Source organism: Pseudomonas sp. 6D_7.1_Bac1 (genome assembly GCF_025465945.1).
Classification (GTDB): Bacteria; Pseudomonadota; Gammaproteobacteria; order Pseudomonadales; family Pseudomonadaceae; genus Aquipseudomonas.
Map to the genome: position 1 here is coordinate 80,250 of NZ_JANLNW010000035.1, position 16,546 is coordinate 96,795.

Below are 16,546 nucleotides of genomic sequence, written 5' to 3' on the forward strand. Positions count from 1 at the left end.
GGACGGAGGATGAGCATGATGCTGCGCAAATTGTTATTGGGTCTGGCTGTCTTGCCTGCACTGGTGATTTCAACGCAAACACTGGCAAATCAGAGTGACAAGGCGGCCCAGGGTCTGCGAAATGTCACAGTACTGATCGTCCGGCACGCGGAAAAGCCCGATCAGGGCACCGGGCTAAGCCCTCGTGGCGAGCAGCGCGCCGAGGCTTATGCGCACTATTTCGACCCGCTGCAGCTGGGCGGCAAAAACCTGGTACCGCAACGACTGATCGCCACCAGCGACAGCAAGTCCAGCGCACGACCACGGCTGACCCTGACACCGCTGTCCCAGCGTCTGCACATTCCGATCGAACAACCCTATGCCGATGAAGAATTCGACAAACTGGTCAAATCGCTGAGCAAGAAGAACAAGGCCCCGGTCGTATTGATAGCCTGGCATCACGGGCATATCGACAAACTGATCGAAGCCTTCGGCGGCGACGGCCAAGCACTGACCGGACAGAAATCCTGGCCAGAGGACGTCTATGACTGGCTGATCGTGTTGCGCTTCGATGACCAGGGGCAAGTGGTCGAATCCCACAGCCAGAAGATCCAGGAACACCTGTTGCCCGGAGATGGCAGCTGATTATCGAGATCGCCCCTTCTCTGCGCCAGATCCATCCCGATCTGGTGCACAAAACGCCCCATGCTCCGCCCCCTCTCTTCTCTTCCACCTGAGCGACATGTTCATAAAAGAACATGCGTTCTCGTTCACTTCTCTCGATTTCCTGAACGACAAGCGGTGCTTTTTTCGGTAACGAAACTGTAACATTCGCATCCGCAGTCAAAACAAGAAATTTGGAGCTCTTGAATGTTTGCTTTCTTTCGTCCTGCCGCACATCAGGCTCCATTGCCTGAAGAACACGTAGACAGCACTTACCGGCGCTTGCGCTGGCAAATTTTCGCCGGGATTTTCTTTGGCTACGCGGGTTATTACCTGCTGCGCAAAAACTTCTCCCTGGCCATGCCGTACCTGATCGACGAAGGCTACACCCGTGGCCAACTGGGCCTGGCGATGTCGGCGATTGCGATCGCCTATGGTTTGTCGAAGTTTTTGATGGGCCTGGTGTCCGACCGCTCCAACCCACGTTACTTCCTGCCCTTCGGTTTGCTGGTCTCGGCCGGGGTCATGTTCATTTTCGGTTTCGCACCCTGGGCAACGTCCAGCGTGACCATGATGTTCATCCTGCTGTTCATCAACGGCTGGGCTCAGGGCATGGGTTGGCCGCCAAGTGGCCGGACCATGGTGCACTGGTGGTCGCAGAAAGAACGCGGTGGCGTGGTTTCGGTGTGGAACGTCGCGCATAACGTCGGCGGCGGTCTGATCGGCCCTTTGTTCCTGCTCGGCATGGGCCTGTTCAACGACTGGCACGCGGCGTTCTACGTCCCGGCAGCCGTGGCCTTGCTGGTGGCGGTATTCGCGTTCATGGTGATGCGCGACACTCCGCAATCGGTGGGCCTGCCGCCTATCGAGAAGTACAAGAACGATTACCCGGAAGGCTACGATGCTAGCCACGAAGACGAATTCAGCGCCAAGGAAATCTTCGTCAAATACGTGCTGCGCAACAAAATGCTCTGGTACATCGCCATGGCCAACGTCTTCGTCTACCTGCTGCGCTACGGCGTACTGGACTGGGCGCCGACCTACCTGAAGGAAGCCAAGCACTTTGACGTGGATAAAACCTCGTGGGCGTATTTCTTCTACGAGTGGGCCGGTATCCCGGGTACGCTGCTGTGCGGCTGGATGTCGGACAAGATCTTCCGTGGCAACCGTGGCCTGACCGGCATGGTATTCATGGCGCTGGTGACCGTGGCGACCCTGGTTTATTGGCTAAACCCGGCCGGCAACCCGACCATCGACATGATTGCGCTGTTTTCCATCGGCTTCCTGATCTATGGCCCTGTCATGCTGATCGGTCTGCAAGCGCTGGAACTGGCGCCGAAGAAAGCCGCCGGTACGGCTGCGGGCTTCACCGGTCTGTTCGGTTATCTGGGCGGTTCGGTCGCGGCCAGTGCAGCGATGGGCTACACCGTGGACCACTTCGGCTGGGATGGCGGTTTCGTATTGCTGGTCGGTGCCTGCCTGCTGGCGATGGCCTGCCTGGCACCAACCTTGTGGCACAAGCAAGTCGCCAGTCAGGGTCGTGAAGCACTCGCTTAAGCCTTACAGCGTTTGAGCCGCGCCTCCAGATTCCGGTCTGGCATGGCGTGGCTACGCAGGGCGTGTACGGTCTGCTCGACATAATCGCGAGTGGTGCCATAACGTCCGCAAGCGCTTTCGAACACCTGGCTCAGCACATGGTCCGGCAAGTTGCCGGCATAGCTGGGCAGGTGCCGCTCCAAAACAAACCCCAATGCCTGAACCTTGCTTCCGTCTTCCAGTCGGCAATTGAGCCAGTGTGGACGATAAGACGGCACCGGCATTTCGCGCTGCCAAAGAGCGTACAGCGATGCTTCCAATTGCTCCTCGGGTAACCGGTAGGCAAAGCCGCTGCACGAACCGCCCCGATCCAGGCCAAACACCAGTCCCGGCATTTCCGGCGTACCCCGGTGTTCGTGGGACCACAGGTACAAACCGCGATGGTAACCATGCACGCGTCCGCGCACCCGCTCGACCGCCGTACATTCCGGGCGCCAGATCAATGAACCGTAAGCGAATAACCAGACGGGCCCACCCTTGTGCCGGGCCATGGTGGCCTGCATCGAGCTGAGCAATTGTTCGTGAGTCAGCTGCGCGCCCAGATCGAGCCGCGGAGGGTAAGCCAGATTCAAACAAGCAGATTCAATGGCGGTCATGGCGAATGATGTTAGGCCTTACAAGTATTACAAGATGTAAGCAGGATTAACGTAATAGAACATATCGCAGTAAACGTAAAACGAAAAGTGCTAAAGGACGTATGACCCTTCTATATCAAGGGCTACACCCATGAAAGAGCCTGGTATATAGCTTAATGCACTTTTGGAAATACCCTAAATACCCGAATGAAATATGCATAAGCCTTACTTCCGTTCAGGGCCAACGGTCGCAAAGGAGATATTTCTGACGTATTCGTCTGATACCCTGCCGCCCCTTATTTGAATGCAGGCGTATAGCAGCCTCCACAGGCGCAAGCCGAATTGCCCAATAGAGGTCGCAAGATGAAAAACCTACGGATGTACGGTCTGCTGTTACTGGCGCTGGCCACCCCGGTGCTGGCAGTCGATAACTCGACTCAAAAAGACCAAGGTTCCTGGTACCTGCAAACCAGTCTCTACACCAAGCACTATTCGCCAGACCCCGACCACAACAACAATCAGGACCTGATTGGCCTTGAGCGCGATGAAGCGTCCGGCTGGTTGTTTGGTGCAGCGACTTTTCGTAACTCGTTCAGTCAACGTTCGTACTACGCCTACGCTGGCAAGCGCTACGAAAGTGCCAACTATCCGGTGTATATAAAGCTGACCGGTGGATTACTCCAGGGTTACAGCGGCGAGTACAAGGACAAGATTCCACTCAACCACTTCGGCGTAGCGCCCGTGATCATTCCATCACTGGGCGCTCATTACGGTCCGGTGGCCGCCGAGCTGGTTCTGCTCGGTTTCAACGCCGCGATGATCACCACCGGCGTGCGTTTCTAGCTTGCTTGCGGCCGGGGCGCGTAGGCGAAGACGTCCGCGCGCATCTGGTGTGCGTCCATCCCGGCGTTGACCAAGGCATCCAGGGTGCCGTAAACCATCGCCGGCGAACCGCTCGCATACACATGCAAGGATTTCAGATCGGGGAAATCCTCGCAAACCGCTTCGTGCAACATGCCGCAGCGCCCTTCCCAACCGCACAGATCGCTGACGACCTTGTGCAGGAACAGGTTGGGCAGCTTCAGCCATTCATCCCAATGCTCGATCTGATAGAAATCTTCCGGTCGCCGCACACCCCAGTACAAATGCACCGGATATTTGAATCCCTTGGACCGGCAATGCTCGATCAGACTGTGGATCTGCCCCATGCCGGTACCCGCGGCCATCAACACCAGCGGACAGTCAGGCAACTCGGCCAAATGCGTATCGCCGAATGGCATTTCGATGCGCACCATACGATTGCGCTGCAACTGCTCGATCAGGCTGAGCGCACTGGCTTCGCGCGCCAGCACATGCAATTCCAGGTCTCGCCCTGAATGCGGTGCCGAGGCCAGTGAGAAGGCGGATTTTTCACCATTCTCGCGCTCGATCAGCAGGTACTGTCCAGCGTGATAGCGCGGCGGCTTGCCAGCCGGTGCCCGCAGTCGAACCCGCCAGGTATCCCCGCCAACGTCTACGCATTCAGTGACCTGACACGACACACTGCGCACCGGCAATTCTCCCAGCGCAAGGACGCCATCCCACAATACGATGCAGTCTTCCAGCGGCTCTGCTATGCAAGTGTAGAACTCGCCGTGGTCGCGCACATCGCCTGACTGCTCGACCCGACCTTCGACCAGCAACGCACCACAGACGTGGCAGTTGCCATTACGGCAGCTTTGCGGGCACTCATAGCCCAGGCGCCGTGCCCCATCGAGAATCCGCTCGCCGGGCAGTATCTCAAGCACTGCTCCGGACGGCTGCAAAGTTACACGCATCAATCTATTCCTAACTGATTCCAGATGGCATCGATCCGGCGTGTCACCGCCTCATCCTTGACGATCACCCGGCCCCATTCACGGGTGGTTTCACCGGGCCATTTATGCGTGGCATCGAGCCCCATCTTCGACCCCAGGCCGGATATCGGCGAGGCGAAGTCGAGGTAGTCGATCGGCGTGTTATCGATCATCACCGTATCGCGCTTGGGGTCCATGCGCGTGGTGATGGCCCAGATCACGTCATTCCAGTCGCGGGCGTTGATATCGTCGTCAGTGACGATAACGAACTTGGTGTACATGAACTGTCGCAAAAACGACCAGACACCCAGCATTACCCGCTTGGCGTGGCCGGGATACTGCTTCTTCATGGTCACAATGGCCATGCGGTACGAACAGCCTTCAGGCGGCAGGTAGAAGTCGGTGATCTCCGGGAACTGCTTTTGCAGGATCGGTACGAACACTTCGTTCAGCGCCACGCCGAGAATCGCCGGCTCATCCGGCGGACGGCCGGTGTAGGTGCTGTGATAGATCGGCTTGATGCGATGGGTGATGCGCTCGACGGTGAACACCGGGAAGCTGTCGACTTCGTTGTAATAGCCGGTGTGGTCGCCGTAAGGACCTTCATCAGCCATTTCGCCCGGATGAATCACACCTTCAAGGATGATCTCGGCGGTGGCCGGCACTTGCAGGTCATTGCCACGGCACTTCACCAGTTCGGTGCGGTTACCGCGCAACAGGCCGGCAAAGGCGTACTCGGACAAGCTGTCCGGCACTGGCGTCACCGCGCCAAGAATAGTTGCAGGGTCGGCCCCCAGCGCCACGGACACCGGGAACGGCTGGCCCGGATGCTTCTCGCACCACTCGCGGTAGTCCAGCGCGCCGCCACGGTGGCTCAACCAGCGCATGATGACTTTGTTGCGGCCAATCACCTGCTGGCGATAGATGCCGAGGTTCTGGCGATCCTTGTTCGGGCCCTTGGTGACCGTCAGGCCCCAGGTAATCAGCGGGCCGACGTCACCAGGCCAGCAGGTTTGCACCGGCAGCATCGCCAGGTCGACGTCATCACCTTCGATGACCACTTCCTGGCAGATCGCATCTTTGACGACTTTCGGTGCCATGGCGATGATCTTGCGAAAGATCGGCAGCTTGGACCAGGCGTCTTTCAGCCCCTTTGGTGGCTCAGGCTCTTTGAGGAAGGCCAGCAGCTTGCCGATCTCGCGCAGCTCGCTGACGGCTTCGGCGCCCATGCCCAGGGCCACGCGCTCAGGCGTACCGAACAGGTTGCCGAGCACTGGAATGTCATAACCGGTCGGGTTTTCGAACAGCAGTGCAGGGCCCTTGGCCCGCAAGGTGCGATCGCAGACCTCGGTCATTTCCAGCACTGGGGACACCGGAACCTGGATGCGCTTGAGTTCGCCGCGCTGTTCCAGGCCACTGATAAAGTCGCGCAAGTCGCGATACTGCATGCATTAGCCTCGTTTTGGCCATGGCGTTCGGGGGCATGAGTTTAGCCCCGAACCCACCTGTTCAGAAGAGTGACCTGGCAAATCATCAAAGGTCAGATAGCAAAAAGCCGGGTTTCCCCGGCTTTTGCGGTCCTGCTCGACTTACTTGCGCTTCATCGACAGGAAGAACTCATCGTTGGTCTTGGTCTGTTTCAGCTTGTCGACCAGGAACTCGATGGCTGCGACTTCATCCATGGGATGCAGCAGCTTGCGCAGGATCCACATGCGCTGCAACTCGTCGTCGGCAGTCAGCAACTCTTCGCGGCGGGTGCCGGAGCGGTTGATGTTGATGGCCGGGAAGACGCGTTTTTCAGCGATCTTGCGATCCAGAGGCAGCTCCATGTTGCCGGTGCCTTTGAACTCTTCGTAGATCACTTCATCCATCTTCGAGCCGGTTTCAACCAGCGCGGTAGCGATGATGGTCAGCGAGCCGCCTTCTTCGATGTTCCGTGCTGCACCGAAGAAACGCTTTGGTTTCTCCAGGGCGTGGGCATCGACACCACCGGTGAGGACCTTGCCGGAGCTCGGGATCACGGTGTTGTAGGCACGCGCCAGACGGGTGATGGAGTCGAGCAGGATGACCACGTCTTTCTTGTGTTCAACCAGGCGCTTGGCCTTCTCGATCACCATCTCGGCAACCTGCACGTGGCGGGTTGGCGGCTCGTCGAACGTCGAGGCAACCACTTCGCCGCGCACGGTGCGCTGCATTTCGGTTACTTCTTCCGGACGCTCGTCGATCAGCAGCACGATCAGATGAACTTCAGGATTGTTACGAGCGATGTTGGCAGCGATGTTCTGCAGCATGATCGTCTTGCCCGCTTTTGGCGGAGCAACGATCAGACCGCGCTGGCCTTTACCGATCGGGGCGCACAGGTCGATGACACGACCGGTCAGGTCTTCGGTGGAACCGTTACCGGCTTCCATCTTCATGCGCACGGTCGGGAACAGCGGGGTCAGGTTCTCGAAGAGAATCTTGTTTTTCGCGTTCTCGGGACGATCGTAGTTGATCGTGTCGACCTTGAGCAGTGCGAAATAACGCTCGCCTTCCTTTGGAGGACGGATCTTGCCAACGATGGTGTCACCGGTGCGCAAGTTGAAGCGACGGATCTGGCTCGGCGAGACGTAGATATCGTCTGGGCCGGCAAGATAGGAGGCGTCAGCAGAGCGGAGGAAGCCGAAGCCGTCCTGGAGAATCTCCAGCACGCCATCACCGGAGATTTCCTCGCCGCTTTTCGCGTGCTTTTTCAGCAAGGAGAAAATCACGTCCTGCTTGCGCGAACGGGCCATATTTTCTATGCCCATCTGTTCGGCCAATTCGAGCAGTTCGGTAATCGGCTTTTGCTTGAGTTCAGTCAGATTCATATAGGAATGACGTAATCATTTATGGAGGGGGGGGAAATTAAGCTTTTGGCTTAATGAGGCCGCGCCGCAGAGAAGGCGACAGGATCGCGTACTTATTCGAAAAGGAGAGCGTCGGCGACGGCTTGCAGGGGGCGCTGGAGAAACCAGTGCGGGGCCGAATGTAACACCTGAGTTTCGGAGCGTCTAGCCCTGAATAACGAAAAGGCCCCGCTATTTGCGGGGCCTTTTGGGTGACACTTGCAACGACGCTTAGATGTTGGCGTCGAGGAAGGCAGCCAGTTGCGACTTCGACAGCGCGCCAACCTTGGTGGCTTCGACGTTGCCATTTTTGAACAACATCAGGGTCGGGATACCACGCACGCCGTGCTTGGCCGGGGTTTCCTGGTTTTCGTCGATGTTCAGCTTGGCAACGGTCAGCTTGCCTTTGTAGGTTTCAGCGATTTCGTCCAGAACCGGGGCGATCATTTTGCAAGGACCGCACCATTCAGCCCAGTAATCGACCAGCACAGGGCCGTCGGCTTTCAGTACTTCCTGCTCGAAGCTAGCGTCGGTGACGTGCTTGATAAGATCGCTGCTCATGGATGTCTCCGGGTTGTAAGCGAAAAAAAACGTTGCCCATCATAGCCGCCCTTCCCTCGTTCAGGAAGCCGCAGATGATTGAGTCTCGCTATGGCGGCCCATGACTTTGGGTATAGCTCAAGCTGCGCGTTGGCGTCAGCGGTTGATCGTGGCACGATGGTCGGGTTATCGACCGAGACCTCTAAACCATGCCTCAATCCCAAGCCAAGAATCTGTCCCTGATCGCCGCCATCGACCTGGGCTCGAACAGCTTTCATATGGTCGTGGCCAAGGCCTACCATAATGAAATCCGTATTCTCGAGCGGCTCGGCGAGAAGGTTCAGCTGGCGGCCGGGATCGACGAAGAGCGCCAACTCAGCGAAGAATCCATGCAGCGCGGGCTCGATTGCCTGAAGCGCTTTGCCCAACTGATCAACGGTATGCCCCCGGGCGCCGTGCGGATCGTGGGCACCAACGCCCTGCGCGAGGCACGCAACCGCGGCGAATTCATCCGCCGCGCCGAAGAAATCCTCGGCCACCCGGTGGAAGTCATTTCCGGTCGTGAAGAAGCACGCTTGATCTACCTTGGCGTCTCCCACACCCTCGCCGACACCCCGGGCAAGCGCCTGGTAGCCGACATCGGCGGCGGCAGTACCGAATTCATCATCGGCCAGCACTTCGAGCCGCTGCTGCGCGAAAGCCTGCAAATGGGTTGCGTGAGCTATACCCAGCGCTATTTCCGCGACGGCAAGATCACCCCGGCCCGCTACGCCCAGGCGTACACCGCAGCGCGCCTGGAGATCATGAGCATTGAACACGCCCTGCACCGCCTGACCTGGGATGAAGCCATCGGCTCCTCGGGCACCATCCGTGCCATCGGCCTGGCGCTGAAGGCGGGCGGCCACGGGGCTGGCGAGGTCAACGCCGAAGGCCTGTCCTGGCTCAAGCGCAAGCTGATCAAACTCGGCGACGTCGAAAAAATCGATTTCGAAGGCATCAAACCCGATCGCCGGGCGATTTTCCCGGCTGGCTTGGCGATTCTCGAAGCGATCTTCGACGCACTCGAATTGCAACGCATGGATCACTGTGAAGGCGCCCTGCGCGAAGGTGTGCTCTACGACCTGTTGGGCCGTCATCACCACGAAGACGTCCGCGAACGCACCCTCAGCTCGCTCATGGAGCGTTACCACGTCGACGTGGGGCAGGCCGACCGCGTCGAACGCAAGGCACTCCATGCTTTCGACCAGGTCGCCGCGGATTGGGATCTGGATGACGGCGTCTGGCGCGAACTATTGGGCTGGGCAGCCAAGGTCCACGAAGTCGGGCTGGACATCGCCCACTATCAGTTCCACAAGCACGGCGCCTACCTGATCGAACACTCCGACCTGGCCGGCTTTTCCCGTGAAGACCAGCTGATGCTGGCGCTACTGGTACGCGGCCACCGCCGCAACATTCCCAAGGACAAGTTTGCCGAGTTCGGCGATGAAGGCATCAAGCTGATTCGCCTGTGCGTGTTGCTGCGCTTTGCGATTCTGTTCCATCACATCCGCGGCACCCAAAAGATGCCGCAGGTCACGTTGCAGGCCAACGGCGACAGCCTGGATGTGTTGTTCCCGGAGAACTGGCTGGACGAGAACCAGCTGACCCAGGCCGACTTTGCGCTGGAAGCGGAGTGGCTGACCCGCGTCAATTTCGTGCTTAACGTTCGCTGAAAGCAAAAATGGCGATCCGCAAGGATCGCCATCGGCTACTGTTCCAATTCCACCGTCTGCGTTAACGGACGCTCAATATCGGGCTGCTCAGGCGCTCAAGCAGCGTCGCCTGTGCACTGCGCGGGTTCTGGTTGCCGGTCGGTGAGTTGCGGATGTAACGACCGTCCGACTGCAGGACCCAGCTGTGGGTGTTATCGGTGAGATAACTTTCCAGCTCTTTCTTGACCCGCAAAATCAGCTTCTTGCCTTCGACCGGAAAGCAGGTCTCGACGCGTTTATCGAGGTTGCGTTCCATCCAGTCGGCACTCGACAGGAACATCTGCTCTTCACCGCCGTTGAGGAAGTAGAAGACCCGCGTGTGTTCCAGGAAGCGGCCAATGATCGAGCGCACGTGGATGTTGTGCGAAACCCCGGCGATGCCTGGGCGCAAGCAGCACATGCCACGGATCACCAAATCGATACGTACCCCTGACTGACTGGCCTTGTACAGCGCGCGGATGACCTTCGGATCGGTCAGCGAGTTGAACTTGGCGATGATGTGCGCCGGTTTGCCGTCGAGGGCGAACTGGGTCTCCCGGGCAATCATGTCGAGCATGCCCTTCTTCAGGGTGAACGGCGCGTGCAACAGCTTCTTCATGCGCAGGGTTTTACCCATGCCGATCAACTGGCTGAACAGTTTGCCGACGTCTTCGCACAAGGCGTCGTCGGAGGTCAGCAGACTGTAGTCGGTGTACAGGCGGGCGTTGGCTGCGTGATAGTTACCGGTGCCCAAGTGGGCGTAACGGACAATCTCGCCAGCCTCACGGCGCAGAATCAGCATCATCTTGGCGTGGGTCTTGAAGCCGACCACACCGTAGATCACCACCGCGCCGGCCGCTTGCAGACGGCTGGCCAGTTGCAGGTTGGACTCTTCGTCGAACCGCGCGCGCAATTCGATCACCGCGGTGACTTCCTTGCCGTTACGCGCCGCATCAACCAGGGCATCGACGATTTCCGAGTTGGCGCCGCTGCGATAGAGAGTCTGACGGACCGCCAACACGTGAGGGTCCTTGGCCGCCTGGCGCAACAGGTCGACCACTGGGGTGAAGGACTCGAACGGGTGCAGCAGCAGAATGTCCTGCTTGCTGATCACGCTGAAAATGTTCTCGCTGTTCTGCAGCAATTTCGGGATCTGCGGGGTGAACGGCGTGTATTGCAGCTCAGGGTGACTGTCCAGACCGGTGATGCTGAACAGCCGCGTCAGGTTGACCGGACCGTTGACCTGATACAGCTCGCTCTCGCTCAGGTTGAACTGCTTGAGCAGGTAGTCGGACAGGTGTTTCGGGCAGGTATCCGCCACTTCCAGACGCACTGCGTCACCATAGCGACGAGAGAACAGCTCGCCACGCAGGGCGCGGGCCAGGTCTTCTACATCTTCAGTGTCGACCGCCAGGTCGGCGTTTCGGGTCAGACGGAACTGGTAGCAGCCCTTGACCTTCATGCCCTGGAACAGGTCATCGGCGTGAGCGTGAATCATCGACGACAGGAACACATAGTTGTCCCCCGTGCCGCCGACCTCTTCCGGTACCTTGATAACACGCGGCAGCAGGCGCGGCGCCGGGATGATGGCCAGACCGGAATCGCGACCGAAGGCGTCGATACCTTCGAGCTCGACGATAAAGTTCAGGCTCTTGTTCACCAGCAACGGGAACGGATGCGTCGGGTCGAGGCCGATCGGGGTGATGATCGGTGCGATTTCATCGCGGAAATAGCGGCGCACCCAGGTCTTGAGTTTGGTGGTCCAGTAGCGGCGACGAATGAAGCGGACCTGATGTTTCTCCAGTTCCGGCAACAGAATGTCGTTGAGGATCGCGTATTGGCGATCGACGTGACCGTGCACCAGATCGCTGATGCGCGCCAGCGCCTGGTGCGGTTGCAGACCATCGGCACCGGCCTGTTCACGGGCGAAGGTGATCTGCTTTTTAAGCCCAGCAACGCGAATCTCGAAGAACTCGTCCAGGTTGCTGGAGAAAATCAGCAGAAACTTCAGCCGTTCCAGCAAGGGATAGGACTCATCCAGCGCCTGCTCCAGCACGCGAATATTGAACTGCAGTTGCGACAGCTCGCGATGGATGTACAGGCTGCTGTCATCCAGACCTGGAATCGCGATCGCCGGTGCCGCCTGCGCAATTTCAGCCACCACCGCAGACGGGGCAGGCTCCAGCTCCGGCGGGGTATCGACGACGAGCTCGACCACGGGTTGAGCTTCTTTTACGGCAACGTCAGTGAGTCCTTCGGTATTCATCGAATGTTCCTGGGAGGGCTATTTTTGCTCTCGTAACAATTGAGCAGCACGTACGGCAAAGTAAGTCAGGATGCCATCAGCGCCAGCACGTTTAAAAGCGGTCAGGGATTCAAGAATAACCCCTTCGCTCAACCAGCCATTCTGGATCGCTGCCATGTGCATGGCGTATTCACCGCTAACCTGATAGACAAAGGTCGGCACTTTAAATTCTTCTTTGACGCGATAAAGGATATCCAGGTACGGCATGCCTGGCTTGACCATGACCATATCCGCGCCTTCTGACAAGTCGCTGGCCACTTCGTGCAACGCTTCGTTGCCGTTGGCCGGGTCCATTTGATAGGACGCCTTGTTCGCCTTGCCCAGGTTCAACGCCGAACCGACCGCATCGCGGAACGGGCCATAGTAGGCACTCGCGTACTTGGCCGAGTAAGCCATGATCCGCACATTGACGTGATCAGCCAGTTCCAGCGCTTCACGGATCGCCTGGATCCGGCCATCCATCATGTCCGACGGAGCAACCACCTGTGCACCGGCTGCGGCATGGGACAGGGCCTGCTTGACCAGCGCATCGACGGTGATGTCGTTCTGCACATAGCCTTCTTCATCCAGAATACCGTCCTGGCCGTGGGTAGTGAACGGGTCCAGTGCGACGTCGGTAATCACCCCCAGCTCCGGGAAGCGCGCACGCAGGGCGCGGGTGGCGCGCTGGGCGATACCCTCAGGGTTCCACGCCTCGGCAGCGTCGAGGGATTTGAGTTCGACTGGCGTTACCGGAAACAGCGCCACGGCCGGGATGCCCAGCTCGACCCACCGGGCCGCTTCTTCGAGCAACAGGTCGATGGTCAGACGTTCGACGCCTGGCATCGAGGCGACCGCTTCGCGCCGGTTTTCACCGTCCAGCACAAAGACCGGAAGAATCAGGTCATTGGTGGTCAGGACATTTTCACGGACCAGGCGACGCGAAAATTCATCACGACGGTTGCGACGCAGGCGGGTTGCAGGAAACAAACGATTGGCGGGGGTAAAGCTCACGACAGACTCCTGAGCCCGCGCTGGCGGGCGAGCGTGACAGTTATAAGCGGCCATTATGACCAACACATGACAGTTATGTGCACCCCTGTGACCCGTCGTCGCAACCATTGTCCTTGTAGGAAATGTTCACGTCGAGACACATTTCGACACTTTCCTGAATGTGCCTGAAGGGTTAGGCTGCGCGTTCATTTCGCCAGCACCCAGACAATGCTCCAACAATTTCTGCATGACTTTGGCTACTTTGCCCTTTTCCTCGGCACGTTTTTCGAAGGCGAAACCATTCTGGTACTCGCAGGCTTCCTCGCGTTCCGCGGATACATGGACATCAACCTGGTGGTGGTCGTGGCCTTCTTCGGCAGCTACGCCGGCGATCAGCTGTGGTACTTCCTGGGGCGCAAGCACGGCCGCAAACTGCTGGCGCGCAAACCACGCTGGCAACTGATGGGTGATCGGGCGCTGGAGCATATCCGCAAGCACCCGGACATCTGGGTACTGAGCTTTCGCTTCGTCTACGGCCTGCGAACGGTAATGCCCGTGGCCATCGGCCTGTCGGGTTATCCGCCGGGACGCTACCTGCTGCTTAACGGCATCGGCGCAGCGATCTGGGCCGCAGCCCTGGCCGCGGCGGCCTATCACTTCGGCGCGGTGCTCGAAGGCATGCTCGGCAGCGTCAAGAAGTACGAGCTGTGGGTCCTGGGCGCCCTGCTGGTGCTGGGCCTATGCCTGTGGCTGCGTCGGCGCTTCAAGAATGCCCGCCTGGCCAAGCAGATCTACGAAGATGAACAGGTCCAGCAGGCCGAAAAGATCAAGACCAGCGAACCTACGACGCCAGTCGAGTGAAGCGGTTTCGGCAACAGTAGAGACCGATGCCGCTGAGCAAGCTATAGCTGAGCAGGCTGGCCCAACCCACCGCGCTGGCCGGCCATAGCCCGACCAGCGGCGCCAGCCACACCAGCGGCAAGTTCAGCACCAGCCGCAGCAGCTCCAGCTTCAACGCCTGCGGACGATTCTCCAGGGCCACGCCCAGCACAAACAAACCCAGCGCCACCACCCCCCAGCCCAACACCAGGGCCGCGCTCGGCAAGCTTTGCTCAACATTCATCAGGTAACTGCCCAGGGCGATGTACACGCAAAACTGCAACGCGACATACAGTTGCTGTCGCCCGTCCAGCGGCACCTCGAATTTGCGGAACTGACTCAGCTCCGGTTTGCTCATCGGGTACTTCGCCGCCACGTCCGCCGGCCGCCAGCCGGTGCGCATGAGCCAGATCCGCAGCTTGTCCCACAGGCTCTCGGCACGTCGTGCATCCGCCCATAACTGCGCATAGAACTGCACGTTCGCCCACAACGGATTCCAGCTCGCCAAAGGCGTGGTCACACCAAAAATCACCGGCTCGTTGTCGTCCTCTTCCTGGAACGAACCAAACAGCCGGTCCCAGATAATGAACACCCCACCGTAGTTGCGATCCATGTAGAGCGCGTTCTGCGCATGATGAGCCCGATGGTTGGACGGCGTGACGAAGCACCACTCGAACCAGCCGAGCTTGGGAATATGTTTGGTGTGAACCCAGAATTGGTACAGCAGGTTCAGCGCCGCGACGGCGACGAACACCAGCAGCGGCACACCGAGCACCGCCATCGGCAAGTAGAAAATCCAGCCCAGCAGGAACCCGGTGCTGGTCTGGCGCAACGCCGTAGAGAGGTTGTAGTCCTCGCTTTGATGGTGCACCGAATGCGCCGCCCAGAGGATGTTGCGCTCATGGCCCATACGGTGCAGCCAGTAGTAGCAGAAGTCGTAGAGGACAAAGGCGAACACCCAGACCCAAACGCTCTCGGCCGACAACTCGAACAGCGCCAGATGCTTCAGGGCAAACGCGTACGTCACCAGACCCACACCTTTGGTCAACAGGCCTGTAGTGGTCGAAAGCACGCCCGTGCTGAGGCTGTTGATCGCATCTGCCAGGCGATAATTGCTCACCCCGCGCCAGCGGTCCGCCAGCAGCTCGACGGCAATCAATACAAAGAAAAACGGCACCGCATACAGAATGAAGTCCATGACGCGACCTGATCACAATTGTTACCAAAAGATTAGGTGTAGACGCGAAATAACCCTATGGCAACGAGTGACGAATTAGTGGACATTTAACGCCATGAATCTGGAGAAGAACCCATGAGCAAAAAAGTTGCAGTGATACTTTCCGGCTGTGGTGTCTATGACGGCGCCGAGATCCATGAAAGCGTGATTACCCTGCTACGCCTCGACCAACACGGCGTGCAGGTCCAGTGCTTCGCCCCTGATATCGCGCAATTGCATGTGATCAACCACCTGACGGGCGAAGAAATGCCCGAGTCGCGCAACGTGCTGGTGGAGTCGGCGCGCATTGCCCGCGGGCAAGTGAAGGACCTGCGCGAGGCCAACGCCGAAGACTTCGACGCGTTGATCGTGCCCGGCGGTTTTGGCGCGGCGAAGAACCTGTCCAACTTCGCCATCGAAGGCGCCGGTTGCGTTATTCAGGCTGAAGTCCTGGCGCTGGCCGAAGCCTTTGCCGAAGCCGGCAAACCGGTTGGCCTGATCTGCATCTCGCCAGCGTTGGCGGCGAAAATCTACGGCCCGGGCGTGACCTGCACCATCGGCAACGACGCCGACACTGCCGCTGCCATGACCAAAATGGGCGCTACCCATGCAGACTGCGCAGTCAGCGACATCATTGAGGACAAGGCACGCAAACTGGTGAGCACCCCGGCCTACATGCTCGCTCAATCCATCAGCGAAGCAGCCTCAGGGATCAACAAATTAGTGGATCGGGTTTTAGAGCTGACCCACGAAAACGACGCTTAACGCGGTCCAATTGTGGGAGCGAGCCTGCTCGCGATGGCGGTCTATCCATCGATATAAATGTTGAATGTGCTGGCCTCATCGCGAGCAGGCTCGCTCCCACAGTGATCAACGTCGTGTTCAAGTCTGTGAACGAGATAGCCGGGTGATGATCCGATCCAGCGCATTGGCGAATGCCTGTTTCTCGCGGTCGCCAAACGGCGCGGGGCCACCGCTCATCTGGCCCTGCTCGCGCAGATCGGTGAACAGGTTGCGCACCGCCAACCGGTCCCCCATGTTCTGCGCATCGAATTCCTTGCCCCGTGGATCCAGCGCCGCCACGCCCTTCTTCACCAAACGGTCGGCCAGCGGCACGTCGCTGCAAATCACCAACTCCCCTGGCACCGCGTGCTCCACCAGGTAATCGTCGGCCGCATCCGGGCCACTAGGCACCACGATCAACTTCACCAAGGCAAGGCCCGGTTTGATCTGCGGCTGACCGGCCACCATCACCACTTCGAACTGGCGCTTGAGGGCGAATTTCACCACCAGATCCTTCGCTGCCCGAGGGCAGGCGTCGGCATCGATCCAGACACGCATTGTGTTTTTCCCCTTTCAAAAACATCGCGAGCAGGCTCGCTCCCACGG

15 protein-coding genes are annotated in these 16,546 nt (G+C 58.9%); 6 read left to right on the top strand and 9 right to left on the bottom strand.

The genetic code is table 11. From position 1 onward, the window contains the following. Positions 1 to 9 precede the first annotated feature (9 nt). Positions 10 to 624 carry a flagellar basal body-associated protein FliL gene (locus NTD87_RS09680; protein WP_262113534.1) on the top strand — a complete coding sequence of 205 codons (615 nt, stop codon included), beginning with the start codon at positions 10 to 12 and terminating at the stop codon, positions 622 to 624. Positions 625 to 849: 225 nt separating this feature from the next. Beyond that, positions 850 to 2,199, top strand: coding sequence for a glycerol-3-phosphate transporter (gene glpT, locus NTD87_RS09685; protein WP_054594577.1), 1,350 nt, complete (start codon positions 850 to 852; stop codon positions 2,197 to 2,199). Here the strand turns inward: glpT and NTD87_RS09690 are convergent. Continuing rightward, on the bottom strand, positions 2,196 to 2,834 hold the full coding sequence (locus NTD87_RS09690) for a gamma-glutamylcyclotransferase (protein ID WP_262113535.1): 639 nt from the start codon (positions 2,832 to 2,834) through the stop codon (positions 2,196 to 2,198). The genes glpT and NTD87_RS09690 overlap by 4 nt on opposite strands. A 342-nt stretch (positions 2,835 to 3,176) precedes the next feature. Here NTD87_RS09690 and NTD87_RS09695 point away from each other — a divergent pair, with 342 nt between their 5' ends. Beyond that, positions 3,177 to 3,656 carry a sn-glycerol-3-phosphate transporter gene (locus tag NTD87_RS09695; protein ID WP_262113536.1) on the top strand — a complete coding sequence of 160 codons (480 nt, stop codon included), beginning with the start codon at positions 3,177 to 3,179 and terminating at the stop codon, positions 3,654 to 3,656. On the opposite strand, the gene NTD87_RS09700 is transcribed toward NTD87_RS09695, so the two are convergent. The 4 genes from NTD87_RS09700 to trxA form a co-directional block, all read right to left on the bottom strand. After that, positions 3,653 to 4,630, bottom strand: a complete 978-nt coding sequence (locus NTD87_RS09700; protein ID WP_262113537.1) for a CDP-6-deoxy-delta-3,4-glucoseen reductase — start codon at positions 4,628 to 4,630, stop codon at positions 3,653 to 3,655. The two genes, NTD87_RS09695 and NTD87_RS09700, sit on opposite strands and share 4 nt — an antisense overlap. After that, on the bottom strand, positions 4,630 to 6,096 hold the full coding sequence (ubiD, locus tag NTD87_RS09705) for a 4-hydroxy-3-polyprenylbenzoate decarboxylase (RefSeq protein WP_123426241.1): 1,467 nt from the start codon (positions 6,094 to 6,096) through the stop codon (positions 4,630 to 4,632). The genes NTD87_RS09700 and ubiD overlap by 1 nt, the downstream gene beginning before the upstream one ends. A gap of 141 nt (positions 6,097 to 6,237) precedes the next feature. Continuing rightward, a complete protein-coding gene (gene rho / locus NTD87_RS09710; RefSeq protein ID WP_019694195.1) occupies positions 6,238 to 7,497 on the bottom strand; it encodes a transcription termination factor Rho in 1,260 nt (419 codons plus the stop codon). A 249-nt stretch (positions 7,498 to 7,746) separates the two neighbouring features. After that, positions 7,747 to 8,076, bottom strand: coding sequence for a thioredoxin TrxA (gene trxA / locus NTD87_RS09715; protein ID WP_262113538.1), 330 nt, complete (start codon positions 8,074 to 8,076; stop codon positions 7,747 to 7,749). A 188-nt stretch (positions 8,077 to 8,264) separates the two neighbouring features. On the opposite strand from trxA, the gene ppx reads away from it, so the two are divergent. Continuing rightward, positions 8,265 to 9,767 (top strand): exopolyphosphatase, encoded by a 1,503-nt coding sequence (gene ppx / locus NTD87_RS09720; RefSeq protein ID WP_262113540.1) that lies wholly within the window; start codon positions 8,265 to 8,267, stop codon positions 9,765 to 9,767. Positions 9,768 to 9,828: 61 nt separating this feature from the next. Here the strand turns inward: ppx and ppk1 are convergent, their stop codons facing one another. Next, positions 9,829 to 12,051 (bottom strand): polyphosphate kinase 1, encoded by a 2,223-nt coding sequence (gene ppk1, locus NTD87_RS09725; RefSeq protein ID WP_262113541.1) that lies wholly within the window; start codon positions 12,049 to 12,051, stop codon positions 9,829 to 9,831. Between the two features lie 18 nt (positions 12,052 to 12,069). Continuing rightward, complete coding sequence (hemB, locus tag NTD87_RS09730) at positions 12,070 to 13,083, bottom strand: porphobilinogen synthase (RefSeq protein ID WP_262113543.1); 1,014 nt, start codon at positions 13,081 to 13,083, stop codon at positions 12,070 to 12,072. Positions 13,084 to 13,290: 207 nt separating this feature from the next. Here hemB and NTD87_RS09735 point away from each other — a divergent pair, with 207 nt between their 5' ends. Continuing rightward, positions 13,291 to 13,923 (top strand): DedA family protein, encoded by a 633-nt coding sequence (locus tag NTD87_RS09735; protein ID WP_262113544.1) that lies wholly within the window; start codon positions 13,291 to 13,293, stop codon positions 13,921 to 13,923. Here the strand turns inward: NTD87_RS09735 and NTD87_RS09740 are convergent. After that, positions 13,904 to 15,139: a sterol desaturase family protein gene (locus tag NTD87_RS09740; RefSeq protein ID WP_262113546.1), complete on the bottom strand. Its 1,236-nt coding sequence runs from the start codon at positions 15,137 to 15,139 to the stop codon at positions 13,904 to 13,906. The two genes, NTD87_RS09735 and NTD87_RS09740, sit on opposite strands and share 20 nt — an antisense overlap. A gap of 114 nt (positions 15,140 to 15,253) precedes the next feature. Here NTD87_RS09740 and elbB point away from each other — a divergent pair, with 114 nt between their 5' ends. After that, positions 15,254 to 15,922, top strand: a complete 669-nt coding sequence (gene elbB, locus NTD87_RS09745) for an isoprenoid biosynthesis glyoxalase ElbB (RefSeq protein ID WP_262113548.1) — start codon at positions 15,254 to 15,256, stop codon at positions 15,920 to 15,922. A 117-nt stretch (positions 15,923 to 16,039) separates the two neighbouring features. Here elbB and NTD87_RS09750 read toward each other — a convergent pair whose 3' ends face one another. Continuing rightward, complete coding sequence (locus NTD87_RS09750) at positions 16,040 to 16,498, bottom strand: YaiI/YqxD family protein (RefSeq protein WP_262113549.1); 459 nt, start codon at positions 16,496 to 16,498, stop codon at positions 16,040 to 16,042. Positions 16,499 to 16,546: the final 48 nt, after the last annotated feature.